Genomic DNA, 22,116 nt, shown 5'->3' on the forward strand with positions numbered 1-22,116 from the left:
GAAGGGGGCCGGGCGGGCGTCAGTCGCCGAGACAGCGCGCGCGGGCCCGCAGGAAGACCTCTTCGGCGAGGGCGCGGTCGTCCGGACGGGCGGTCCGGTGGGCCCACGGCAGCGTCGTGTAGTACGGGCCGAGCGCCTCGAAGACCCGGGTCGCGTCGTCGAAGAGGAGGGCGCCGAAGAGGGCGTGCGCCAGGTGGTTGAGGTCGAGCAGGGAGGCCTCGTCGACGGCGCAGAAGAAGAACCAGGTGTCCAGGGCCCGCCGGGCGTCGCGCACGGCGTCCTCGGCGACCCAGTGGAGGTCGAGGGCGCGCTCGTGGCCGCGCTCGCGCCGGTAGCGCTCGACGCGCACGTAGAGCGGGAGGGCGTGCAGGGCGGAGCCGACGGGCGCGGAGGAGGCGGCCCAGTGGGAGTAGTTGACGGCTTCGGAGAGCGGTCCGGAGCGCCGGGCGTAGACGAACTGGAGCATCCGGTGGTGCGCCTCGCGGTTGTGCGGGTGGCGCTTCTCCGACTCGGCGAGCAGTCCCCAGGGGCCGGGCGGCAGCATGGGGGCCGGCGGGGCGGCCCGGTGCTCGGCCCGGTGCCGGGGGCCGTCGAGGGCGGCGAGGGCGAGCAGGCCGATCCAGGGCACCGGGTCGGCGGGCGAGTGGCCGGCGGCCTCGTGGCAGGCGGTCCTGGCCTCCTCCCGGAGCTGCCCGGCGCGGGCGTGGCCGGAGCGGTGGGCGCGGACGGCCCGCTCGACGGCGACGCGGCTGTGCATCACCGTCATGGCGGGGCTCTCCGGCTGCTCGGCGCGCCAGGTGCGGACGACGTCGGTGCCGGCGGCGACGGTGGCGAGGACCTGGGTGCGCCGGGTCCAGGCGCCCCAGTCGGAGGTCTCGTCGAGCAGCCGGGCCATGGCCACCCAGCGGCCGGTGCGTAAGTCCTGGAGGGCGTGGCGCAGGGCGTGGTCGTGGCCCGCCGGGTGGTAGACGGGCCGGAAGCCTTGGCCGGCCATCAGGGGGCGGGGCGTGGTGTGGGCGGCATGGTTCCTCGGTGGATGGGGAGGGGTGGTCAGCCCCTTGGACGGTGTCCCGGCCATTGATCGGCGATCACTATAGAGCGCTCTGGACTCGACCGGTCCTCTTTCTTTCTTGACGACAACTATCAAGCCAACGACTGAATTTGACTTACTGTCAGGTTCGATCGCGGACCTGACGGGGTCGCCCGGCGAAGCTTGACGAAGCCCCGCGACGACGGCACCCTGACCCTTTTCGGTGACCGGACGGTCACCGAACGGGACCATCGGACGGGAGCGACAGGATGACGGGCGGCCCGGTACTCGCCGTCGACCAGGGCACGTCGGGCACCAAGGCCCTCGTCCTCTGTCCGGAACGCGGCGTCCTCGGCAGCGGTACGGCTCCGGTCCGGCCCCGCCACCTGCCGGGCGGCCTGGTCGAGGTCGACCCGCGCGAGCTGTACGGCTCCGTGGTCGCCGCGGGACGGGCGGCGCTCGCCGACGCGGGCGTCCCGGTGGTGGCCGTCGGCCTCGCCAACCAGGGCGAGACCGTGCTCGCCTGGGACCCCGCCACCGGCGAACCGCTCACCGACGCCCTCGTCTGGCAGGACCGCAGGGCCGCCGGAATCTGCGCGGAACTCGCTCCGCACGCGGAGGAGCTGCGCCGTCTGACCGGTCTGCCGGTGGACCCCTACTTCGCCGCGCCGAAGATGGCCTGGATCCGCCGCCACGCCACCGGCGCGGGCGCCGTCACCACCAGTGACGCCTGGCTCGTCCACCGGCTCACCGGCGCCTTCGTCACCGACGCGGCGACCGCCGGGCGCACCGGGCTCCTCGACCTCGACACGGTCTCCTGGTCGCCGACCGCCCTCGACCTGTACGGACTCGGCGGCGAGCCGCTGCCCCGCGTGGTGGACTGCGACGCGCCCGTGGGCACCACGACCGCCTTCGGGCCTCCGCTCCCCCTCACCGGCCTCCTGGTGGACCAGCAGGCGGCGCTGCTCGCGCAGAGCGCCGACGACCCGGCCGCCGTCAAGTGCACGTACGGCACGGGGGCCTTCCTGCTCGCGCGGACCGGTTCCGGGCCGCTGCGGGCCGCCTCGGGCCTGGTGAGCTGTGTCGCCTGGCGGCTCGGCGGGCACGTCACCCACTGCCTGGACGGCCAGGTGTACACGGTGGCCTCGGCCGTGCGCTGGCTCACCGACCTCGGGGTGATCTCCGGGGCCGGGGAGCTCGACGCGGTCGGCGGCGCCGTCCCGGACGCCGGGGGCGTCACGTTCGTCCCCGCGTTCGCGGGGCTCGCCGCGCCCTGGTGGCGGGGGGACGTGCGCGGCTCGCTCACCGGCCTCGGCCTGGACACCGGCCCCGGACATCTGGTGCGGGCCCTGTGCGAGGGCGTCGCCGCCCAGGTCGTGGAGCTCGCCTCGGCCGCGGCGGCGGACCGGGGCGCGCCGCCGACCTCGCTGCGCGCCGACGGCGGCCTGACCCGGAGCGCGCTCCTCATGCAGACCCAGGCCGACCTGCTGCAACGGCCGGTGGAGGTCTCCGCCCTGCCCGACGCCACGGCCCTCGGGGTCGGCGCGGTCGCCCGCCTGGGCCGCTTCCCGGGGCTCACGCTCCGGGAGTCCGTACCGGAGTGGAAGCCGTCGGCGGTGTACGAGCCCCGGATCTCCGCCGACGAGGCGGAGGCGCGCCTGGCCCGGTTCCGCGCGGAGGTCGCGGCCCTGCTGGAGCGGCCGGGGGCGACGGCGGCCGACGGCAGGGCGGGGTGAGGGCCGCCGGGAAGGTCACCCGGACGGGGCCCCTGCCCGGCGGGGGCGCCGCGTACGACGTCGTGGTGGTCGGGGCCGGGGTCGTCGGGACCGCGATCGCCCGCGCGCTCGCCCGTCACCCGCTGCGGGTCGCGCTCGTGGAGGCCGCGAACGACGTGGGCGACGGCACCTCGAAGGCCAACACGGCGATCCTGCACACCGGTTTCGACGCCGTGCCCGGCACCCTGGAGGCGCGGCTCGTCCGCGAGGGCCACCGGCTGCTCACCGCGTACGCGCGGGAGACCGGCATCCCCGTGGAGCCGCTCGGCGCCCTGCTCGTCGCCCGTGACGAGCCGCAGCGCGCCGCGCTCCCCCGCCTCGCGGAGAAGGCCGGACGGAACGGCCACCGCTCCACCCGGATCATCGACGCCGCCGAACTGGCCGCGCGCGAGCCCCACTTGGGTCCCGGCGCGCTCGCCGCGCTCGACGTGCCGGGCGAGTCGATCGTCTGCCCGTGGACGACCGTCCTCGCGTACGCCACGCAGGCCGTCCGCTCCGGGGTGGACCTGTACCTGAACTGCCGGGTGGAGGAGGTGCGGGCGGGCGACCCGCACCACCGGCTCGTCACCCGGCGCGGCACGCTCCGGACCCGCCACCTCGTCAACGCCTGCGGGCTGTACGCCGACGCCTTCGACGCCCTGGTCGGACGCGAGGACTTCACCGTCACCCCGCGCCGGGGCCAGCTGCTCGTCTTCGACAAGTTCGCCCGCGACCTGGTCCGGCACATCCTGCTCCCCGTGCCGGGACCGCTCGGCAAGGGCGTGCTCGTCTCCCCCACCGTGTACGGGAACGTCATGCTCGGGCCCACCGCCGAGGACCTCGACGACAAGACCGCGACCGGCACGACGGCCGGGGGGATCGCCGGCCTCCTCGAACAGGGCGGCCGGGTGCTCCCTGCGCTGCTCGACGAGGAGGTCACGGCCGTCTACGCGGGACTGCGGGCCGCCACCGGCCGGGAGGACTACCGGATCGCCGCGCATCCCGCCCTGCGGTACGTGACGGTGGGCGGGATCCGTTCCACGGGGCTCAGCGCCTCCCTGGCGATCGCCGAGCACGTGCTCGGCCTCCTGGCCGACTGCGGGCTCGCGCCCGGGCCGGAGCGACCGCTCGCCCCGGTCCTCGTGCCGAACCTGGGCGAGGCCTTCCCCCGGCCGTACCGGGACGCCGGACGCATCGCCCGCGACCCCGACTTCGGGGCGGTCGTCTGCCACTGCGAGCGGGTCACCCGGGGCGAGATCCGGGCCGCGCTCGCCTCCACGATCCCCCCGGGCGGCCTCGACGGGCTGCGGCGCAGGACCCGCGCGCGGGGCGGCCGCTGCCAGGGGAACTTCTGCGGCGCGGAGGTCCGGGCCCTGTTCGAGGAGGCGCGGAACCCTCCGGGAGCGTACGAGGGGGACGGCCGGTGAACCGCACGGTCGACGTGCTCGTCGTGGGCGCGGGTCCCGCCGGTCTCGCCGCGGCCGCCCGGCTCGCGGCGGCGGGCGCGGGCCACGTCGAGGTCCTGGAGCGGGAGCCGGAGGCGGGCGGGGTCCCGCGCCACTGCGCCCGCCCGGGGTTCGGCGCGGACGCGCGGGGGCGGCCCCTGGACGGGCCGGGCTACGCGCGGCGCGCGGTGCGGGAGACGCTGCGGGCCGGCGCCGTCGTCCGCACCGGCGTCTCGGCCACGGGCTGGTCCGGGCCGCTCGCCCTGGACGTCACCTCCCCGGCCGGGCTCGAACGGATCGAGGCCCGCGCGGTGCTCCTCGCCACCGGGGCCCGCGAACGGCCCCGCAGCGCCCGGCTCATTCCCGGCACCCGGCCCGCCGGAGTGCTGACCACGGGCGAACTCCAGCGGACGGTCGCGCTGTTCGGGCCCCGGAGGGAGCACGTGGGCCGGCGGGCGGTGGTCGTCGGCGGCGAACCGGTGGCCCGGGGCGCGGTGCGGACGCTGCGCTCGGCCGGGGTGGAGGTGGCGGCGGTCGTCACCGGACTCCCCTTCGTACCGGCCGGGTTCGGTGCCGTGCCGGTGCTCGCGGGCACGGTGGTGACGGAGCTGCTCGGACGCGGCCGGCCGACCGGGGTCGCGGTCCGGGGGCGGGACGGCCGCGCGTCCGTCCTGCGGTGCGACACGGTGGTCCTCACCGGCGACTGGATCCCGGACCACGAGCTCGCCCGCGCCCGCGGGCTGCCGCTCGCGCCGGGCACCCGGGGCCCGGTGACGGACGGTGCCTTCCGCACCCCCGCTCCCGGGGTCTTCGCGGCCGGCGACCTCCTGCACGGCGGGGAACCGGCCCCGGTGGCCGCCGCCGAGGGACGGGCGGCGGCCGACGCGGTGCTCGACCACCTCGGCGGCCTTCCACAAACCGTGGGCACGGTGCCGGTCACGGCGGCGGGGCCGCTGCGGTGGGTGACGCCCGGTCTCCTCGGCCCGGAGGCCGCGCCCCTGCTCGTACGGCCGGATCGCCGTCTCGTACGGCCGGTCCTGACCGTCGCCCAGGACGGCGTACGGCTGCGGAGCGAGCGACTGCGCGGGACGCTCGTGCCGTGGCGTTCCGTACGGCTCGGACCCGGCTGGACGCGCGGGGCGGATCCGGCGGGCGGGCCCGTGACGGTCCGGGCGGAGGAGGGGTCCGCGGAGGCGTGAGGCTCCGGCGGACGTGCGCCGGGGCACACCGACGGGGTCGTCCCGGCAGGCTGCGCGGGCGGAGGCCTTCGGACAGACTGGGCCCCATGCCGGTCACACGCAGCGCGGGTCTCCTGGTCTTCCGCCGGACGGCGGACGGGGGCGTCGAGGTCCTCATCGGTCACATGGGCGGGCCCTTCTGGGCGTCCCGCGAGGAGGGCGCCTGGTCGATCCCCAAGGGGGAGTACGAGCCGGACGAGGCGCCCGGCGCGGCGGCCCGCCGGGAGTTCCGGGAGGAGCTGGGCCTCGACGCCCCCGAGGGCGACTGGATCGACCTCGGGGAGAGCCGGCAGCGCAACGGGAAGCTGGTCACCGCCTGGGCCGTCGAGGGCGACCTGGACCCGGAGCTGATCGTGCCGGGCACCTTCACCCTGGAGTGGCCGCCGCGCTCCGGCCGCCTGGAGGAGTTCCCGGAGATCGACCGGGTCGGCTGGTTCGCCCCGGAGGTGGCGGCTCCGCTGCTCGTCGCGGGGCAACGGGCCTTCCTGGAGCGGCTGGCGGCGCACCTCGGCGGGCGGGGCTGAGCCGGATTGTCAGAGGCGTGCGAGAAGGTGGTGGGAGCCGAACTGTCGAGAGGGAGCCCGACATGACCACGATCACCGCCGACGAGCGCGCGGCGGCCCAGGCGTATCTGCGGCTGCTCGAATCCACCCGGGCCGTGCTGGAGGACCCGCGCCTCGCCCCGTACGCGGGGGCCATGCTCACCCGTCCGATGGCAGAGGCCGACGAGGCGCTCCGCGCGGCCGGCCTCGCCGGGAACGAGGACCGGCTGCTGCGCGTCGTCTCCTCGCTGCGGTCCCCCTCCCCGTCGGCGTGGGGCCGGGCGGGCTGAGGCCCCCGCCGGGCGGTCAGCGGGTCGGGCGGACCGGGAGCGTCCGGACGCTGTTGCCGACGAACCCGGCGTGGCGGGCCAGGCCGTCCTCCGGGACGGCCAGGTCCAGCTCGGGGAAGCGGGTGAAGAGGGCCTCCAGGGCGGTCGTGGCCTCCAGGCGGGCGAGCGGGGCGCCCAGGCAGTAGTGGGGGCCGTGCCCGAGGGAGAGGTGCTTCGCCGTCGTGGCGCGGGTGACGTCGAAGCGGTCGGCGTCCGGGCCGTGCGCCCCGGTGTCGCGGCCCGCCGCCGAGTACCCGGCCAGGACGGGGGTGCCCCGGGGAATGCGGGTGCCGCCGACGATGAGGTCGCGGGTCGGGTAGCGGAACGGGAAGTAGCTGACCGGGCTGTCCCAGCGGAGGGTCTCCTCCACCACGTCCGCCCAGGTCGCGCGGCCCTCGACGACCAGGGCGAGCTGGTCGCGGTGGGCGCAGAGCGCCCGGACCGCGTTGGTGATCAGGTTCAGGGTGGTCTCGTGGCCCGCGATGATCATCAGGAGCAGGGTGCCGATGAGCTCGGGCCCGCTGAGCCGGTCGCCGTCCTCGTCGTGGGCGGCGATGAGGGCGCTGGTGAGGTCGTCGCCGGGGGCGGCGGACTTGGCGGTGACGACGGAGGCCAGGAGCGCGACGAGTTCCTGGTTGGCGGCGACGGCCCGCGCGGGCTCGGTGTCGGTGGCGACGACCAGGCTGGAGAGGCGGTGCAGCGGGTCCTGGTGGGCGGGGTCGACGCCGAAGAGTTCGCAGATGACCCCGAGCGGCAGCGGCAGCGCGTAGTGGCGGCGCAGGTCGGCGACGCCGTCGCCCGCTTCGGCGGCCGCGGCGAGTCCGTCGAGGAGTCCGGCGGTGACCGCTTCGACGCGGGGGCGGAGCTCCTCGACCCGGCGGGCGGTGAAGGCGCTGCTGACCAGGGTGCGCAGCCGGCGGTGGTCGGCGCCGTCCGCGGTGGTCATGCCGGGGACGGTGGCGAAGGTCCGCAGCGGCCACCCTTCGGGTATGCGGCCCTCGGCGAGGGCGGTGAAGTGCCGGGCGCCCTTGGCGACGTCGGGGTGGGAGAGGAACTCGCGGAGCGCGTCGTGGCCCAGCACCGCCATGCCCTCGACCTCGCCGGGGAGGACCACCCGGGCCACGGCGCCCTCGGCGAGCAGCCGCGCGTTGTCCGCGTGAGGGCAGCCGCCCGCCGGGTCGGGGCGGTAGGGCGGCCGGTCGGAGGCCCCGTCGGCGGAGTGCGGTGTGTTCACGGTGTTCCCGTCGTTCACGGTGTTCACGGAAGGGACTCCTGACTGCGGGGACGGGCCGGTACGGCACGCGAGGGGTCAGATCCTACGGTCAACCACGGTGCTTCCGTGGGGAGTTGTCCGGCAAGGCGGGATCCCCGGCAGGGCGGCCCGGCGGGAGGCGGCGGCAGACCGGGGCGCAGGGGGCTCCCGTACGAAGCGGGGGACGCTTCCGTACGAAGCGGGAGGTGCTTCCGTACGAAGCGGGGGGGGACGCTCCGGTACGAAGCGGGGACGCTCCCGTGCGGAACGGGGGTGCTCCCGTACGGGTGTGAGGGCGCGTCACCCGCGATCCCCGTGCGCCCGGCGACGGTCCGGACCACCCGGTCGGCTCACGACGCGCCGCCGTACGCCACACCCGCTCCCCCGGTCGGCTCACTCCGATCTGCGGGTTCGTCCCCTCCTCCCTACGGTGGCCGAATGATCGTCACGTCAGCTGTCCGTCACGCTGCCGCCGGTTCCGCGGCCCTGCTGTTCGTGCTGCCCGTTCCGGCGGCCGTCGCCTCCCCCGCCCCCACGGTCCCGTCCGTCTCCTCCGCCGTCGGGGAACCCACCCCGCCCGTACGCGGGCACGTCGACCCGGCCCGGCTCGACCGGTCGGGCGTGCAGGTGCAGCCGCTGGCGGGCGCGCCCCGGCTGCCCTCGGCCTCCGCGCTGTCGTGGGTGGTCGCGGACGCGTCCACGGGCGAGGTGCTCGCCGCCCGGAACGCGCACCGGAAGCTGCCGCCCGCCAGCACGCTCAAGGCCCTGTTCGCCCTCACCGCGCTCCCCCACCACGACGCCTCCGAGCAGCACACCGTGGCCGATTCCGAGCTGACCGGCATCGGGGCGGGCAGCAGCCTGGTCGGGATCAAGGAGGGGTACACGTACAAGGTCTCGGACCTGTGGAACGGCGTCTTCCTCAGCTCGGGGAACGACGCGGTGCACGTGCTCGCCGCGATGAACGGCGGCTGGGACTCGATGGCCCGGAAGATGCAGGAGAAGGCCCGCTCCCTGGGGGCGAACGACACCCACGTGGTGTCCCCGGACGGCTACGACGCGCCGGGGCAGGTGTCCTCCGCGTACGACCTGGCGGTCTTCGGCCGGGCCGGTCTCCAGGATCCCGCGTTCGTCCGCTACTGCTCGACGCGGTACGCGGACTTCCCGGCGGGCTCGTGGTCGTACGGCATCGCCAACACCAACCGGCTCCTGACCGGGGAGAACGGGGTGGACCGCTACCCCGGGCTCATCGGCATCAAGAACGGCTACACGAGCAACGCGGGCAACACGCTGGTCTCCGCGGCCAAGCGGGGCGACCGGACCCTGGTCGTCTCGGTGATGAACCCCCAGGAGGGCGGCGGCTACGCCGTGTACGAGGAGGCGCGGTCCCTGCTCGACTGGGGCTTCGAGGCGGCGGAGCGCGTCCGGCCGGTGGGCTCGCTGCTGCCGGAGCGCCCGAAGGCCGAGGCGGACGCCCGGGCCGTGGCGGCGGGGGCGGAGGCGGGAGCCGCGCCCGCCGGGGAGGCGGGCACGAAGGACGCCCCGGCGAAGGGCACCCCCTCGCAGGGCACCCCGGCGCAGAACGCTCCGGCACGGAACGCTCCGGCGTCGGCCCCCTCCGCGAAGGAGGCCCCGGCGCAGGACGCGTCGGCGCAGGACCCGTCGGCGCCGGGCGACCCCGCCCAGGGTGCACCGGCGCAGGCCGCCCGGTCCGGGGGCGACCCCGGCGAGGCCGCCGCGGCGGCGGCCCCGGACGCGTCGGCCGGCCTCCCGCTGGGCCTGATCGGCGCGGCCTGCGCGGCGGCGCTCGCCCTGTGGGGGTGGCGGCGCCGGTCGGGCGCGGGCGACTCCGGGCAGGAGTGAGGGCGTCGGCGTCACGCGCCCCCGCCCCGCACCTCTCCCCCCGTCAGGCCCCGACGTACTCCGCGAGGTGCTCCCCCGTGAGGGTGGAGCGGGCGGCGACCAGGTCGGCGGGGGTGCCCTCGAAGACGATCCGGCCGCCGTCGTGGCCGGCGCCGGGGCCGAGGTCGATGATCCAGTCGGCGTGCGCCATGACCGCCTGGTGGTGCTCGACGACGATGACGGACTTGCCGGAGTCCACGAGCCGGTCGAGCAGGCCGAGGAGCTGCTCGACGTCGGCGAGGTGGAGGCCGGTGGTCGGCTCGTCCAGGACGTAGATCCCGCCCTTCTCGCCCATGTGGGTGGCCAGCTTGAGCCGCTGCCGCTCGCCGCCGGAGAGCGTGGTGAGCGGCTGGCCGAGGGTCAGGTAGCCGAGGCCGACGTCGGCGAGCCGGGCGAGGATCCGCTGCGCGGCCGGGGTGGCGGCCTCGCCGGAGCCGAAGAACTCCTCGGCCTCGGTCACGGACATCGCGAGGACCTCGCTGATGTCCCGGCCGCCGAGGAGGTATTCGAGCACCGAGGCCTGGAACCGCTTGCCCTCGCAGTCCTCGCAGGTGGAGGAGGTGCCGGCCATCATGCCGAGGTCGGTGTAGATGACGCCGGCGCCGTTGCAGGTGGGGCAGGCGCCCTCGGAGTTGGCGCTGAAGAGGGCCGGCTTGACGCCGTTGGCCTTGGCGAAGGCCTTGCGGATCGGGTCGAGCAGCCCGGTGTACGTGGCGGGGTTGCTGCGCCGGGAGCCGCGGATCGGGCTCTGGTCGACGGAGACCACCTCCTCGCCGGCGGGGAGCGAGCCGTGCACGAGGGAGCTCTTGCCGGAGCCCGCGACGCCGGTGACGACGGTGAGGACCCCGAGCGGGACGTCGACGTCGACGTCCCGCAGGTTGTGCGCGGACGCGCCGCGGATCTCCAGGGCGCCGGTGGGCTCGCGCACCGCGTCCTTGAGGGAGGCGCGGTCGTCGAGGTGGCGGCCGGTGACGGTGCCGGAGGCCCGCAGGCCCTCGACGGTGCCCTCGAAGCAGACGGTGCCGCCGGCCGTGCCGGCGCCGGGGCCGAGGTCCACGACGTGGTCGGCGATGGCGATGGCCTCCGGCTTGTGCTCGACGACGAGGACCGTGTTGCCCTTGTCGCGCAGCTGGAGCAGGAGGTCGTTCATCCGCTGGATGTCGTGGGGGTGCAGGCCGACGGTCGGCTCGTCGAAGACGTAGGTGACGTCGGTGAGCGAGGAGCCGAGGTGGCGGATCATCTTGACGCGCTGCGCCTCGCCGCCGGAGAGGGTGCCCGCCGGGCGGTCGAGGGAGAGGTAGCCGAGGCCGATCTCCACGAACGAGTCGAGGGTCAGCTGGAGGGCGGTGAGCAGCGGGGCGACCGAGGGCTCGTCGAGGCCGCGGACCCAGGCGGCCAGGTCGCTGATCTGCATCGCGCAGGCGTCGGCGATGCTGACCTTCCCGATCTTCGAGGCGCGGGCGCCCTCGGCGAGCCGGGTGCCGTCGCACTCGGGGCAGGTGGTGAAGGTGACGGCCCGCTCCACGAACGCCCGGATGTGGGGCTGCATCCCCTCCTTGTCCTTGGCCAGGAAGGACTTCTGGATGCGGGGGATCAGACCTTCGTAGGTCATGTTGATGCCCGCGATCTTCATCCGGGTCGGCTCCTGGTGGAGGAAGGCCTCCCGCTCCTTCTTGGTGTACGAGCGGATCGGCTTGGCCGGGTCGACGAGGCCGGACTCGGTGTAGAGGCGGTAGTTCCAGCCGCCGACGGTGTAGCCGGGGATGGTGAGCGCGCCCTCGTCCAGGGACTTGGAGTCGTCGTAGAGCTGGGTGAGGTCGATGTCGGAGACGGTGCCCCGGCCCTCGCAGCGCGTACACATGCCGCCGGTGCGCTCGAAGGTGGCCTTCACGGCCTTCTTGGCGCCCTTCTCGACGGTGATCGCGCCGCTCGCCCGCACGGAGGGGACGTTGAAGGAGTACGCGCTCGGCGGGCCGATGTGGGGCTTGCCGAGGCGGCTGAAGAGGATGCGGAGCATCGCGTTGGCGTCGGTGGCGGTGCCGACCGTGGAGCGCGGGTCGGCGCCGAGGCGCTGCTGGTCGACGATGATCGCGGTGGTCAGGCCTTCGAGGACGTCGACCTCGGGCCGGGCGAGGGTCGGCATGAAGCCCTGGACGAAGGAGCTGTAGGTCTCGTTGATCAGCCGCTGCGACTCGGCGGCGACGGTGTCGAAGACGAGGGAGCTCTTGCCCGAGCCCGAGACGCCGGTGAAGACCGTGAGGCGGCGCTTCGGGATCTCGATGCTGACGTCCTTGAGGTTGTTCTCGCGCGCTCCGTGCACCCGGATCAGGTCGTGGCGGTCGGCGGCGTGCGGCACGGGCGTCTGCTCGTCCGACCGGGGGGCCTTGCTCATCGTGTCTCCAGCTGTCGCGCGGGGCCGAAAGGGTGGTCCATCGCGTCCGGTCCCGCTCGGCGGGGAGGCGCGATGCCCATGACCGTCACGCTAACGGCGGCACGGTGGTGACGCTTCTCGATTCCTGATCTCTTCCGGCGGTACGGGTCTCCTCCGCCGGTACGGGCCTCCTCCGGCGGCGCGGGAGGGACCGGGCCCGGGGGTCAGGCTCCGGGCAGGCCCTCCAGGGCCGGCCGGGCCGGGGCGCGGTTCCCGGTCACGTACCGTTCGGCGGCGCGGACCGCCGCGCGGGCGCTGCGCTCCCCCATCAGGACGCAGAGGGTGTACGCCGTGTCCTCGAAGCGCCGGAGGGCCGACAGGTCGCGGGGCCGGGCGAGCACGGTCCGCTCCTGGGCGCGGTAGTGCCGGAGCAACCGGTCGACCGTGTTCCTGTCGGGCAGCAGCATGGCGTCCTCCTGTTCCTGCGTCGCTCCATACTGGCGGCCGTCGGCCACGCCCGCGACCCGCGCGGACACGGTGGGTGACGGAGGGGGAGGACGCGGGGGCGCCGGGGTCCGGGGCGCCCGCTCCCCGGACCCCGTTCCCGGGCCGTCAGCGTGGGGCGGCCGGCCAGTCGACGATGCGGATGCCCGCGCCCGCCGCCTCGCGGCCCCGGCAGTGGGAACGGTGGCGGCGCAGGACGGCGTCGATGTCGAGGTGGCGGGCGAACTCGGGCCGGGCGGCGAGGCGTTGGGCGTATGCCCAGAGGGCGGGGTGGCTGGCGACGCGGTCCATGGCGGCGGCGTCCAGGTGCCAGCGGTGGACGGTGTCGAGCTGGACGAGGGTGACCCAGACGTGGACATCGGCGAGGGTCGGCCCGTCGCCGAGGACGTACGGCCGGTGGGCGAGGCGGTCCTCCAGGGAGCCGAGGGCGGCGAAGAGGACGCCGAGGGGCTCGTGGTGGGCGGCCCGGTCGTCGAGTCCGAGTTCGCCGGCCCGCTGGGCGGCCCGGTTGACGCTCAGCTCGCACAGGTCGGCGACGGCGTCGATCTCGGCGCGGTGCTCCTCCGGGAGCAGGTCGGGGCCGTCGCCGCGGAAGCGCAGGGCGAGGTCGCGGAGGATGTCGGGGACGTGGGTGGTGACGATCCGGCCGGTCCAGCCGTCGCTGAGGACGGGCGCGGAGGCGGGTCCGTCGTAGAGGTGGGCGCTGGCCTCGTACAGCGGGCGGAGCGCCGCGTATCCGCCGTCGGGCGCGTCGGGGGTGTCGGGCAGGACGGCGAGCGGGAGGGTGTCGTCGAGTCCGAGCAGGCCGTGGGTGAGGGCGATGCTCAGACAGCCGGGACTGGACGGGGCGACGTGGAGGCGGTAGCGGTGCGGTACGGCGTAGTGGCCGCTGCGCACGTCGCCGCCGATGCGGCCGCGGAAGGCGGGCGCGGCGGAGGCGGGCAGCAGCGAGGACGGGACGACGGACATGCTTCTCCCTCGGGGGTGCTCGGTGCCGGTGCGGGGCGGCGCGCGGCGGCGTCGGTCGCGGCGGCGCGACGACGGTGCCGGCCGGACGGGCCCGGATCGGCGGAGATGCGTACAGGAGGAGGCAGACGGACCGCGGTGAAGGGGGCCCGGCGGGCGGAGGCGCGTACGGCCGCCCGGGAGGCGACGGCGACTACGCGGCGCTGCAGACCCGCAGCAGATCGATGTGGCGGCGGGACGTCAGGGGCAGGGAACGCGGGACGGGTGCGGCGGATGCGGTGTCCCTCCGGCCGGTGCGTCCCATGTTTCCCTACCCGTTCGCTCGGTTTTCCCGTCCATGAGTGTCCGGCCGGTCACGGACGGCGTCAAGGGTGCGGTACGGCCCGTCTCACCGCGTGGTACGGGGCGTCCCACGGGCGTGCGGTACGGCACGCCCCACGGCGCGTGATCCGTCCCGACCGTACGGAATAATGCGCCCATGCGCATTTCAGCCAGGGCCGACTACGCGGTGCGTGCCGCCCTCCAGCTCGCCGCCGCCCGGGACGCGGGTCCGCTGAAGGCCGAGGCCATCGCGGAGGACCAGGGCATCTCGCACAAGTTCCTGGAGGGCATCCTCGGGGACATGCGCAAGGGCGGCCTGGTGCAGAGCCAGCGGGGCGGCAACGGCGGGTACTGGCTGGCCAGGCCCGCCGAGACCATCTCGGTCGCGGAGGTCATCCGCTGCGTGGACGGCCCGCTGGTCTCCGTGCGCGGGGAGCGTCCGCCGGAGCTGTCGTACACGGGGCCCGCCGAGTCGCTCCTGACGCTGTGGATCGCGCTCCGGGCGGGGGTCCGCGAGGTGCTCGGGGTCTCGCTCGCGGAGGTGGCGGCGGCGCAGCTGCCGGCCGGGATCGTCGCGCTCGCCGACGATCCGGAGGCCTGGACCAACCCCTGATCCGCCGGGTCAACCCCGCGCGACCTGCGCGGACTTGACCCCGTCTCATCGATCAAGACGACCCTGTCCAGCCTGCGGACGCCTCTTGGGGAGGGGCGGTCACCTCTGCCACTATCCCTACTATTCCAGTGGGGATACTAGGGATCATGTGAGGTGACGTGAGTACGCCGAGGAAATCGCCGAAGAGACCAGCTGTACGCACCGCCTCCGCACCGGCGGGCCGCGCCGTCGACCGGCCCGCCGACGACGAGATCTGGCCCCGCGTCACCCGGGAGCTCGCCGACGACCTCGCCGTGGACGCCCTGGCGAGGGACCGGGCCGGGAAGGCGCCCTTCGACGAGGTCGCCCGGCTCCAGGAGGCGGGGCTGCCCGCCCTCCTCACGGCCCCCGGACCGTCCCGGCGGGGCGCCGACTGGCGGGCCGCGTGCGCGGTCGTACGGGAGATCTCCGCCGCCGACAGCTCCGTGGGCGAACTCCTCGCCCACCACTACGCGCTGTCCTGGAGCAGCCGCTTCTTCGGCCCGGCGCACGAGGCGCACACCCCCTACCGGGCGGACGCCCCGCCCGCGACGACCGCCGCGCCCGCGCCGGGGAACACACCTTCACCGGAGGACGCGTCCGGCATGGAGACCCCGTCCGGGACGGAGACCGCGTCCGGGGCGGACGGCGCACGCCGCCCGGGTGCCGCCCACCGCCGTCCGCTCGCCCTCGACGTGTGTACGGCCGAGGAGCGCTGGCTGCTCGCCGGAGGCGTCGAACCGCCGCGCGCCGCCGGCGAACCCGGCCTCACCCTCACCCCCGCCGAGGGCAGCGGCGGCGGCTGGATCCTCGACGGGCGCCGCGCCTTCGCGTCCGGCGTCACGGTGGCCGACCGGCTCGTCGTCGGCGCGCGCCCCGGCGGCACCGGCGACCTCCTGGTCGTCCTGGTGGACCCGGCCCATCCGGGGGTGTTCACCGACGCGGGCACGGACCGGGTCGGGCAGCGCCTGGCCGGCGCGGGCACCGTCACCTTCGACCACGTCCCCGTACCGCCCGAGCACGTCCTCGGCGTCCTGCCGCACGACGAGCACGCCGTCGCCCCGTTCACCACCCTCGCCCCGCTCGCCCTGCGGCTGCTCCTCACCCAGGTCGGCCTCGGCATCGCCGAGGGGGCGCTGGCCGAGGCCCGGGACATCAGCCGCGCCGACCAGGCCGGACCGGTCCCGGCCGGCGGCGCGGGCGGCCCTGCGGCCGGGGACGGCACCGCCCCGGTCGGGTCCGGGGACGACCCGTACCTCCTCCTCGCCTACGGGGAGCTGGCGACCGCCGCGCACGCCGCCGCCGCGGTGGTGGAGCGGGCGACGGACGCCCTCGCCCGCGGTCTGCACACCGAGTGGTCGCTGACCCTGGAGGAGCGCGCCGACATCTCCGTCCTCGTAGCGGCGGCCGAGACCGTCACCGGCCGGGCGGCCGTCCACATCACCACCCGCATCCTCGAACTCGTCGACGGCACGGCGGGCGCCGACTCCCGGGGCGGCGGACCGGGGTTCGACCGCTTCTGGCGCAACGCCCGCGCCCTCACCGCCCCGACGCGGGCGGACCACCGGCTCCGGGACATCGGGGACCACTACCTCAACGGCACCCACGCCCGGCTCACCCTGCTGGCCTGAGCCGGGCCCGGCCGGGCCCCTCCGTCCCGGCACAGAACGGCATGTCGGGACGTACGGCCCTGCCGCCGGACGACCGTTGGGCCCAAGCTGGTGGGGAAGGGTACGCCGGCCGGCGGACCCGGCACCGCACCGACGGAGGCAGTCTGATGAGTCGTGAGATCGTCGCAGGAGTGGACGGTTCCCCGGAGAGCCTCGCCGCGGCCGACTGGGCCGCCCGCGAGGCCCTCCACCGGGGCCTCCCGCTACGGCTCGCGCACGCCTGGCGCTGGGAACCCCTCGATCTCCCCCTGGTCCAGGACCCCGAGGCCCAGGGGCGGGCCGCGCACGCGGTCCTGCGCGAGGCCGAGGCGGAGATCGCCCGTCGGCACCCGGGCCTGGAGCTCTCGGCCGAGCTGCTGCCCGACACCCCCGTCGCCGCGCTGCTCGGCACCGGGGAGCGGGCCGAGATGCTCGTCATCGGCTCGCGCGGCCACGGCCCCGTCGCCGGATTCCTGCTCGGCTCGTACGGGCAGCAGATCATCGCCGGCGCCACCCGCCCCGTGGTCGCCGTCCGCTCCCGCGACGGCGAGCAGGCCGAACCGCCCGCCGGACACGTGCTCGTCGGCCAGCTCGGCGGCCCGGAGGACAGCGCTGCCGCCCTCGGCTTCGCCTTCGCGACCGCCGCCGCGCGCGGAGCGTCCGTGCGGGCCGTACGGGCGTGGAGCCTGCCGTCCCTCTACGCGTACAGCCCGGCCTCGATGCGCCTCGCCGACGAGGCCGGCGGGCTCGTCCCGTACGAGGAGAAGGCGCTGCGCGAGGCGCTCGACCCCTGGCGGGAGAAGTACCCGGAGGTCCGGGTCGAGGAGCACGTCGAGCTGGGCAGCGCGGGTCAGGTGCTGCTCTCCCAGTCGGGGGCCGCGCAGCTCCTCGTGGTCGGGCGGCGGGCCAGGCGGGGGGCCGTCGGTCCGCGGATCGGCTCCGTGGCGCACGCGGCACTCCATCTGGCTCCCTGCCCGGTGGCGGTCGTTCCGCAGGGCTGAAAGGCTTCCGCGTGAGCTGACGCGCCGGGTTGACGAGGGGTGTCGGGACGGCCGGGGCCGGAAAGAGGTGTCACCGTTGCCCCGGCGGCTCTCCCCAGCGCCGGCCGTCCGGCGACCCCGGCGAGAGAGCGGAGCCCCATGCGGTACCACGTCCGTCCCCGACACTCCGACCGGCCCGCGCGGGCGGGCGGGCGGCACCGCGGCAGAGACGGGGCGCGCCGCCGCCCGGGTTTCCGCACGGTCGTCACCGTCGCGGGAGCGGCGGCCCTCGCGCTCACGGTGACGGCGGGGACGTACCTGGCCTCGACGGCGGCCGGCGGCCCGGCGGTCACCTCCTCCCCCGCCCCCGCGCCCGTACGGGCCGAACCGGAACCGGAGTTCCGGCCGGGGCAGGCGCGGGCGCAGCTGCGGGAGCCGCGGCCCGTCCCGGTCCCCGGGGGCGGGACGGCGGGCGCCGGGAAGGCCGAGCGGTACGCCAGGGACGTCGTCGCCCTCGTCAACGCCGAGCGGGCGGAGGCCGGTTGCGGGCGGCTGCGCTCCGAGAAGCGGCTACGGGCGGCGGCCCAGGCGCACGCCGACGACATGGCCGCCCGCGACTACTACGCGCACGGCAGTCCGGAGGGCCGGGACGGGGGCGACCGGATGAGGAGCGCCGGCTACGCGTGGTCGACCTGGGGGGAGAACATCCACCGCGGGCCGAAGAGCCCGGCCCTGGCCGTGGCGGACTGGATGGAGAGCCCCGGCCACCGGGCGAACATCCTCAACTGCGCTTTCAAGGACATCGGCGTCGGGGTGTCCCTGGACTCCGGCGGCCCCTGGTGGGTGCAGAACTTCGGCGCGCGGCGCTGAGTCCGGCCGTCGTCACCGGTTGGGGGCGGGCGCGGCCAGCTTCTGCACCCAGACCGTGCCCCGGGGGCCTGGCACCGACGCCACGCCGGTGTCCCGGTAGCGGCAGTCGAGCATGTTCTCCTCGTGCATCGAGCCGTCCCGCCAGTCCTCGACGACGGCCTCGGGATCGGCCGCGCCCCTGGCCAGGTTCTCGGCCCAGGCGCTCCAGTCGTACCCCTCGGCGGTGATCCGCGCGTCCGCGAAGTCGCCCTCCGGGCTGCTGTGGCCGTAGTAGCCCCGCGCGACCATGTCGCGGGCGTAGGCGCGGGCCGCCGCGACGAGCCGGGGGTCGGTGCGCAGCGGGGCGCAGCCGGCCTCCGCCCGGAGCCGGTTGACGAGGCGGGTCACCCGCTCGCCGGGGGTGGGCGGCGGCGGGGGCGGGGTGGTGCGGCGGGGTGTCGGGGTGGTGGTCGTCGGCACGGGGGCCGGGGTGGTGGACGGCGGGGCCGGGGGCGTGGTGGTCGGGGCGGGTGGCGCCGGGGGCGCGGCGACGGGCCGCTCGGGCCGCACGCGCGCCTCCGGTCCGGAGGGCACGAGGAGGGAGACGGCCCCGAGCACGGCGACGGCGGCGACCCCGGCGAGGACCGCCCCGCGCCCGGGCGCCCACCGGCCGGCGGAGCCGTTCGCGGGGATGGCGGGCCCGTCAGCCGGGCCGCTCCCGGTGGCGGCGTGCTCACGGGCCGTGTCGAGGGGCGTGCCCGTCCCGTCCCCGTACCCGGCGGGTTCCATGTCGGGTCCGGTCGCCGTGACGGCGGCGATCCCGAGCGGTGGGACGAGTCCGATGCCGACGAGGAGGCCCTCGACGGGGGCGAGGCCCCGGCGGCCCGTCGCGCGGGCCGTGCAGGTGGCGCAGGCGCGCAGGTGGCGGGCGATCCGCTTGCGCCAGAGCGGGGCCGGGGCGCCGTCCCAGGGGCCGAGGACCTCCGTCAGCTCCGGGCACGGCGGCAGGGCGTCGAGGGCGCGGACCACCGCCCGGCCGGTCTCCAGGCGTTCCTTCATGCGCTGGACCCGCACGGCGGCGTGCTGCGGGGGGACGCCGAGGCCCTCGGCGAGTTCGGCGCGGGTCAGCTCGCCCGCGGCCTCCAGCCACCACAGGGCGAGGAGCTCCCGGTCGTCCGCGTCGAGCCAGCGGGTGGCGCGGGCCACGTCGCGGCGCTGTCCGGAGAGGCCGAGGCGGAGGATGGTGAGTTCGGTGAAGTCGCCGGCCGGGTCGGCGAGGCCGGCGGCGTGGTCGAGGCCGGGGACGGGGGCCTGCTGGCGTTCGCGCCAGCGGCGCCGTATGCCGTTCATCGCGATGGCGACGAGCCAGGACCGGAACCTGGCGGGGTCGCGGAGTCCGGGCAGGCCGTCGAGGGCGCGGACCATCGTCTCCTGGACGACGTCGTCCGTGTCGGCGTGGCCGTCGAGGGCGCGGCCGACGATGTTGTGGACGAGCGGCAGGTAGGCGCGGACCAGTTCGTCCCTGGCGTGGACGTCACCGGCCCCGGCCGCCTCCACAAGGGCGGTGGTGCGGCGCTCGTCGCTGTGCATGGATCTGCTCCCTCGTCCCGGGTCCGTGTCCCCCGTCTTCCGGAGACCCGTGGGCGCGGGAGGGATAACACTTCTCGCGGTACCGGATGTGTGTCGTGTGCGGGTTCCCCCGGGGTCCGGGTGTTCGCGGCACCGGGCCGCCGGGTCCTACACCAGGGGCCCGGGCAGTCTCGGGACCGTGGCCCCGTGGCCCTCCCGGACGGCCTCCACGACGGCGTCGTGGAGTTCGCGGCTCTCCTCCTCCGATGCGCAGGGGACGGGACTGCCCGACATGGTGAACCAGTCGGACGCGCCGCTGTACTGCACGGCCACACGTGCTTCGCGCTCGGTCCAGGTGGTGTGCACGGTCAGATCGCCCGTGACGGTCCCGGCCTCGTCGGTCAGCACCCCACCTCGCCCGGTGTAGACACCGGTGGTCGTCCAAGATGCCCAACTCATCCATCCAGGTTCACACCCGGATGCCGTATGCGCCACCGACGGGACCGCCCCGGCCGGAGGAGACTCCGGCCGGGGCGGTACGGGGCCGCGCGCCGGATCAGGCGAGGGACGCGAGGGCCTCGTTGAGCGTGGCGGACGGGCGCATCACGGCCGCGGCCTTGGCCGGGTCGGGCTGGTAGTAGCCGCCGATCTCGGCCGGGGAGCCCTGGACGGCGATCAGCTCGTCGACGATCTTCTGTTCGTTGGCCGCGAGGTTCTCGGCGAACGGGGCGAAGGCCTTGGCGAGGTCGGCGTCCTCGGTCTGGGCGGCCAGCTCCTGGGCCCAGTACAGGGCCAGGTAGAAGTGGCTGCCGCGGTTGTCGATGCCGCCGAGGCGACGGGTCGGCGACTTGTCCTCGTTGAGGAAGGTGCCGGTGGCGCGGTCGAGGGTGTCGGCGAGGACCTGGGCGCGGGTGTTCCCCGTGGTGGTCGCCAGGTGCTCGAAGGAGGCGGCCAGGGCGAAGAACTCGCCGAGGCTGTCCCAGCGGAGGTAGTTCTCCTTGACGAGCTGCTGGACGTGCTTCGGGGCGGAGCCGCCGGCGCCGGTCTCGAAGAGGCCGCCGCCCGCCATCAGCGGGACGACCGACAGCATCTTGGCGCTGGTGCCCAGCTCCAGGATGGGGAAGAGGTCGGTCAGGTAGTCGCGCAGGACGTTGCCGGTGACCGAGATGGTGTTCTCGCCGCGGCGGATGCGCTCCAGGGAGAACTTCGTGGCCTCGACCGGGGACAGGACGCGGATGTCCAGGCCCTCGGTGTCGTGCTGCGGCAGGTACTGCTCGACCTTGGCGATGAGCCGCGCGTCGTGGGCGCGCTCGGCGTCCAGCCAGAAGACGGCCGGGTCGCCGGTGGCGCGGGCGCGGGTGACGGCGAGCTTGACCCAGTCCTGGATGGGCAGGTCCTTGGTCTGGCAGGCGCGGAAGATGTCGCCCTCGGCGACCTCCTGCTCCAGGACGACGTCGCCCGCGGAGTTCACCAGGCGGACGGTGCCGACCTCGGCGATCTCGAAGGTCTTGTCGTGGGAGCCGTACTCCTCGGCCTTCTGCGCCATGAGGCCGACGTTGGGTACGGAGCCCATGGTCGACGGGTCGAAGGCGCCGTGGGCGCGGCAGTCCTCGATGACGGCCTGGTAGACGCCGGAGTAGCTGTGGTCCGGCAGGACGGCGAGGGTGTCGGCCTCCTGGCCGTCCGGGCCCCACATGTGGCCGGAGGTGCGGATCATGGCCGGCATCGAGGCGTCGACGATGACGTCGGACGGCACGTGCAGGTTGGTGATGCCCTTGTCGGAGTCGACCATCGCGAGGGCGGGGCCCTCGGCGAGCTCGGCCTCGAAGGAGGCCTTGATCTCGGCGCCCAGGTGCGGGACGCCGTCCAGGCCGTTGAGGATCGAGCCGAGGCCGTCGTTCGGGGAGAGGCCGGCGGCGACGAGGGCCTCGCCGTACTTGGCGAAGGTCGCCGGGAAGAAGGCGCGCACGACGTGGCCGAAGACGATGGGGTCGGAGACCTTCATCATGGTGGCCTTGAGGTGCACGGAGAAGAGCACGCCCTCGGCCTTGGCGCGGGCGACCTGCTCGCTCAGGAAGGTGCGCAGGGCGGCGGCGCGCATGACGGCGGCGTCGACGACCTCGCCCGCGACGACCTTCAGCGGGTCGCGGAGCTCGCTGACGGTGCCGTCGGCGGCGGTGAACTCGAAGCGGAGGGTGTCGTCCGCGTCGATGACGACGGACTTCTCCGTGGAGGCGAAGTCGTTCTCGCTCATGGTGGCGACGTTCGTCTTGGACTCGGGGGTCCAGGCGCCCATGCGGTGCGGGTGGGCCTTGGCGTAGTTCTTCACCGAGGCCGGCGCGCGGCGGTCGGAGTTGCCCTCGCGCAGGACCGGGTTGACGGCCGAGCCCTTGATCTTGTCGTAGCGGGCGCGGATCTCGCGCTCCTCGTCGGTCTTCGGGTCGTCCGGGTAGGCCGGGAGGGCGTAGCCCTGGGCCTGGAGCTCGGCGACGGCCGCCTTGAGCTGCGGGATGGACGCCGAGACGTTCGGCAGCTTGATGATGTTGGCCTGCGGCGTCTTGGCCAGCTCGCCCAGCTCGGAGAGGGCGTCGGCGATGCGCTGGCCCTCCTCCAGGTACTCCGGGAAGACGGCGATGATGCGGCCCGCGAGGGAGATGTCCCGCGTCTCGACCGTGACTCCGGCCTGCGAGGCGTACGCCTGGACCACGGGCAGGAACGAGTAGGTCGCCAGGGCAGGCGCCTCGTCGGTGTGGGTGTAGATGATGGTCGAGTCAGTCACCAGGGTGC

The 22,116-nt window shown here is 75.5% G+C and carries 18 protein-coding genes; 10 read left to right on the plus strand and 8 right to left on the minus strand.

The genetic code is table 11. The features are described from left to right. Positions 1-19: 19 nt before the first annotated feature. On the minus strand, positions 20-994 hold the full coding sequence (locus ACIQD7_RS08875) for a hypothetical protein (protein WP_402441382.1): 975 nt from the start codon (positions 992-994) through the stop codon (positions 20-22). A 305-nt stretch (positions 995-1,299) separates the two neighbouring features. Here ACIQD7_RS08875 and ACIQD7_RS08880 point away from each other — a divergent pair, with 305 nt between their 5' ends. The 5 genes from ACIQD7_RS08880 to ACIQD7_RS08900 all read left to right on the plus strand — a co-directional run bounded on the left by ACIQD7_RS08880 (position 1,300) and on the right by ACIQD7_RS08900 (position 6,299). Then, on the plus strand, positions 1,300-2,766 hold the full coding sequence (locus ACIQD7_RS08880) for an FGGY family carbohydrate kinase (protein ID WP_402440811.1): 1,467 nt from the start codon (positions 1,300-1,302) through the stop codon (positions 2,764-2,766). After that, positions 2,763-4,211 carry an FAD-dependent oxidoreductase gene (locus ACIQD7_RS08885; protein WP_402440813.1) on the plus strand — a complete coding sequence of 483 codons (1,449 nt, stop codon included), beginning with the start codon at positions 2,763-2,765 and terminating at the stop codon, positions 4,209-4,211. Before ACIQD7_RS08880 ends, ACIQD7_RS08885 begins: the two co-directional genes overlap by 4 nt. Further along, positions 4,208-5,428 carry an FAD-dependent oxidoreductase gene (locus ACIQD7_RS08890; protein WP_402440815.1) on the plus strand — a complete coding sequence of 407 codons (1,221 nt, stop codon included), beginning with the start codon at positions 4,208-4,210 and terminating at the stop codon, positions 5,426-5,428. Before ACIQD7_RS08885 ends, ACIQD7_RS08890 begins: the two co-directional genes overlap by 4 nt. 86 nt (positions 5,429-5,514) lie before the next feature. After that, positions 5,515-5,991: an NUDIX domain-containing protein gene (locus tag ACIQD7_RS08895; protein WP_402440817.1), complete on the plus strand. Its 477-nt coding sequence runs from the start codon at positions 5,515-5,517 to the stop codon at positions 5,989-5,991. 62 nt (positions 5,992-6,053) lie between these two features. Beyond that, entirely contained in the window at positions 6,054-6,299 is a 246-nt protein-coding gene (locus ACIQD7_RS08900) for a hypothetical protein (protein ID WP_121833892.1), read from the plus strand. 16 nt (positions 6,300-6,315) lie between these two features. Here ACIQD7_RS08900 and ACIQD7_RS08905 read toward each other — a convergent pair whose 3' ends face one another. Next, positions 6,316-7,572, minus strand: a complete 1,257-nt coding sequence (locus ACIQD7_RS08905) for a cytochrome P450 (RefSeq protein WP_402441383.1) — start codon at positions 7,570-7,572, stop codon at positions 6,316-6,318. 456 nt (positions 7,573-8,028) lie between these two features. On the opposite strand from ACIQD7_RS08905, the gene ACIQD7_RS08910 reads away from it, so the two are divergent. Further along, positions 8,029-9,450, plus strand: a complete 1,422-nt coding sequence (locus ACIQD7_RS08910; protein ID WP_402440819.1) for a D-alanyl-D-alanine carboxypeptidase family protein — start codon at positions 8,029-8,031, stop codon at positions 9,448-9,450. 43 nt (positions 9,451-9,493) lie between these two features. On the opposite strand, the gene ACIQD7_RS08915 is transcribed toward ACIQD7_RS08910, so the two are convergent. The 3 genes from ACIQD7_RS08915 to ACIQD7_RS08925 all read right to left on the minus strand — a co-directional run bounded on the left by ACIQD7_RS08915 (position 9,494) and on the right by ACIQD7_RS08925 (position 13,333). Further along, positions 9,494-11,881 (minus strand): ATP-binding cassette domain-containing protein, encoded by a 2,388-nt coding sequence (locus ACIQD7_RS08915; protein WP_402440821.1) that lies wholly within the window; start codon positions 11,879-11,881, stop codon positions 9,494-9,496. Positions 11,882-12,084: 203 nt separating this feature from the next. Then, the gene (locus ACIQD7_RS08920; RefSeq protein ID WP_121833566.1) at positions 12,085-12,327 is read right to left on the minus strand and encodes a DUF5133 domain-containing protein; all 243 of its coding nucleotides are present in this window, start codon (positions 12,325-12,327) and stop codon (positions 12,085-12,087) included. Positions 12,328-12,472: 145 nt separating this feature from the next. Continuing rightward, entirely contained in the window at positions 12,473-13,333 is an 861-nt protein-coding gene (locus ACIQD7_RS08925; protein ID WP_402440824.1) for a glutathione S-transferase C-terminal domain-containing protein, read from the minus strand. A 475-nt stretch (positions 13,334-13,808) separates the two neighbouring features. Here ACIQD7_RS08925 and ACIQD7_RS08930 point away from each other — a divergent pair, with 475 nt between their 5' ends. The 4 genes from ACIQD7_RS08930 to ACIQD7_RS08945 all read left to right on the plus strand — a co-directional run bounded on the left by ACIQD7_RS08930 (position 13,809) and on the right by ACIQD7_RS08945 (position 17,781). Beyond that, positions 13,809-14,264, plus strand: coding sequence for an RrF2 family transcriptional regulator (locus tag ACIQD7_RS08930; RefSeq protein WP_401290480.1), 456 nt, complete (start codon positions 13,809-13,811; stop codon positions 14,262-14,264). A gap of 158 nt (positions 14,265-14,422) precedes the next feature. After that, a complete protein-coding gene (locus tag ACIQD7_RS08935; protein ID WP_402440826.1) occupies positions 14,423-15,913 on the plus strand; it encodes an acyl-CoA dehydrogenase in 1,491 nt (496 codons plus the stop codon). A gap of 146 nt (positions 15,914-16,059) precedes the next feature. After that, positions 16,060-16,932, plus strand: a complete 873-nt coding sequence (locus tag ACIQD7_RS08940) for a universal stress protein (protein WP_402440828.1) — start codon at positions 16,060-16,062, stop codon at positions 16,930-16,932. A 138-nt stretch (positions 16,933-17,070) separates the two neighbouring features. Beyond that, on the plus strand, positions 17,071-17,781 hold the full coding sequence (locus ACIQD7_RS08945) for a CAP domain-containing protein (protein ID WP_402440830.1): 711 nt from the start codon (positions 17,071-17,073) through the stop codon (positions 17,779-17,781). 12 nt (positions 17,782-17,793) lie between these two features. Here ACIQD7_RS08945 and ACIQD7_RS08950 read toward each other — a convergent pair whose 3' ends face one another. From ACIQD7_RS08950 to ACIQD7_RS08960, 3 genes are all read right to left on the minus strand, one after another. Beyond that, complete coding sequence (locus ACIQD7_RS08950; protein WP_402440832.1) at positions 17,794-19,350, minus strand: sigma-70 family RNA polymerase sigma factor; 1,557 nt, start codon at positions 19,348-19,350, stop codon at positions 17,794-17,796. A 147-nt stretch (positions 19,351-19,497) separates the two neighbouring features. Next, positions 19,498-19,788: a hypothetical protein gene (locus ACIQD7_RS08955; protein WP_402440834.1), complete on the minus strand. Its 291-nt coding sequence runs from the start codon at positions 19,786-19,788 to the stop codon at positions 19,498-19,500. A 97-nt stretch (positions 19,789-19,885) separates the two neighbouring features. After that, the gene (locus ACIQD7_RS08960; RefSeq protein ID WP_402440836.1) at positions 19,886-22,108 is read right to left on the minus strand and encodes an NADP-dependent isocitrate dehydrogenase; all 2,223 of its coding nucleotides are present in this window, start codon (positions 22,106-22,108) and stop codon (positions 19,886-19,888) included. Positions 22,109-22,116: the final 8 nt, after the last annotated feature.

Source organism: Streptomyces sp. NPDC093071 (genome assembly GCF_044754545.1).
Classification (GTDB): Bacteria; Actinomycetota; Actinomycetes; order Streptomycetales; family Streptomycetaceae; genus Streptomyces.

Coding starts and splice junctions, on each gene's coding strand:
- ACIQD7_RS08875 (WP_402441382.1), bottom strand. CDS start 994: ATGGCCGGCCAAGGCTTCCGGCCCGTCTACCACCCGGCGGGCCACGAC.
- ACIQD7_RS08900 (WP_121833892.1), top strand. CDS start 6,054: ATGACCACGATCACCGCCGACGAGCGCGCGGCGGCCCAGGCGTATCTG.
- ACIQD7_RS08915 (WP_402440821.1), bottom strand. CDS start 11,881: ATGAGCAAGGCCCCCCGGTCGGACGAGCAGACGCCCGTGCCGCACGCC.
- ACIQD7_RS08940 (WP_402440828.1), top strand. CDS start 16,060: ATGAGTCGTGAGATCGTCGCAGGAGTGGACGGTTCCCCGGAGAGCCTC.
- ACIQD7_RS08925 (WP_402440824.1), bottom strand. CDS start 13,333: ATGTCCGTCGTCCCGTCCTCGCTGCTGCCCGCCTCCGCCGCGCCCGCC.
- ACIQD7_RS08910 (WP_402440819.1), top strand. CDS start 8,029: ATGATCGTCACGTCAGCTGTCCGTCACGCTGCCGCCGGTTCCGCGGCC.
- ACIQD7_RS08880 (WP_402440811.1), top strand. CDS start 1,300: ATGACGGGCGGCCCGGTACTCGCCGTCGACCAGGGCACGTCGGGCACC.
- ACIQD7_RS08950 (WP_402440832.1), bottom strand. CDS start 19,350: ATGCACAGCGACGAGCGCCGCACCACCGCCCTTGTGGAGGCGGCCGGG.
- ACIQD7_RS08920 (WP_121833566.1), bottom strand. CDS start 12,327: ATGCTGCTGCCCGACAGGAACACGGTCGACCGGTTGCTCCGGCACTAC.
- ACIQD7_RS08945 (WP_402440830.1), top strand. CDS start 17,071: ATGCGGTACCACGTCCGTCCCCGACACTCCGACCGGCCCGCGCGGGCG.
- ACIQD7_RS08955 (WP_402440834.1), bottom strand. CDS start 19,788: ATGAGTTGGGCATCTTGGACGACCACCGGTGTCTACACCGGGCGAGGT.
- ACIQD7_RS08895 (WP_402440817.1), top strand. CDS start 5,515: ATGCCGGTCACACGCAGCGCGGGTCTCCTGGTCTTCCGCCGGACGGCG.
- ACIQD7_RS08930 (WP_401290480.1), top strand. CDS start 13,809: ATGCGCATTTCAGCCAGGGCCGACTACGCGGTGCGTGCCGCCCTCCAG.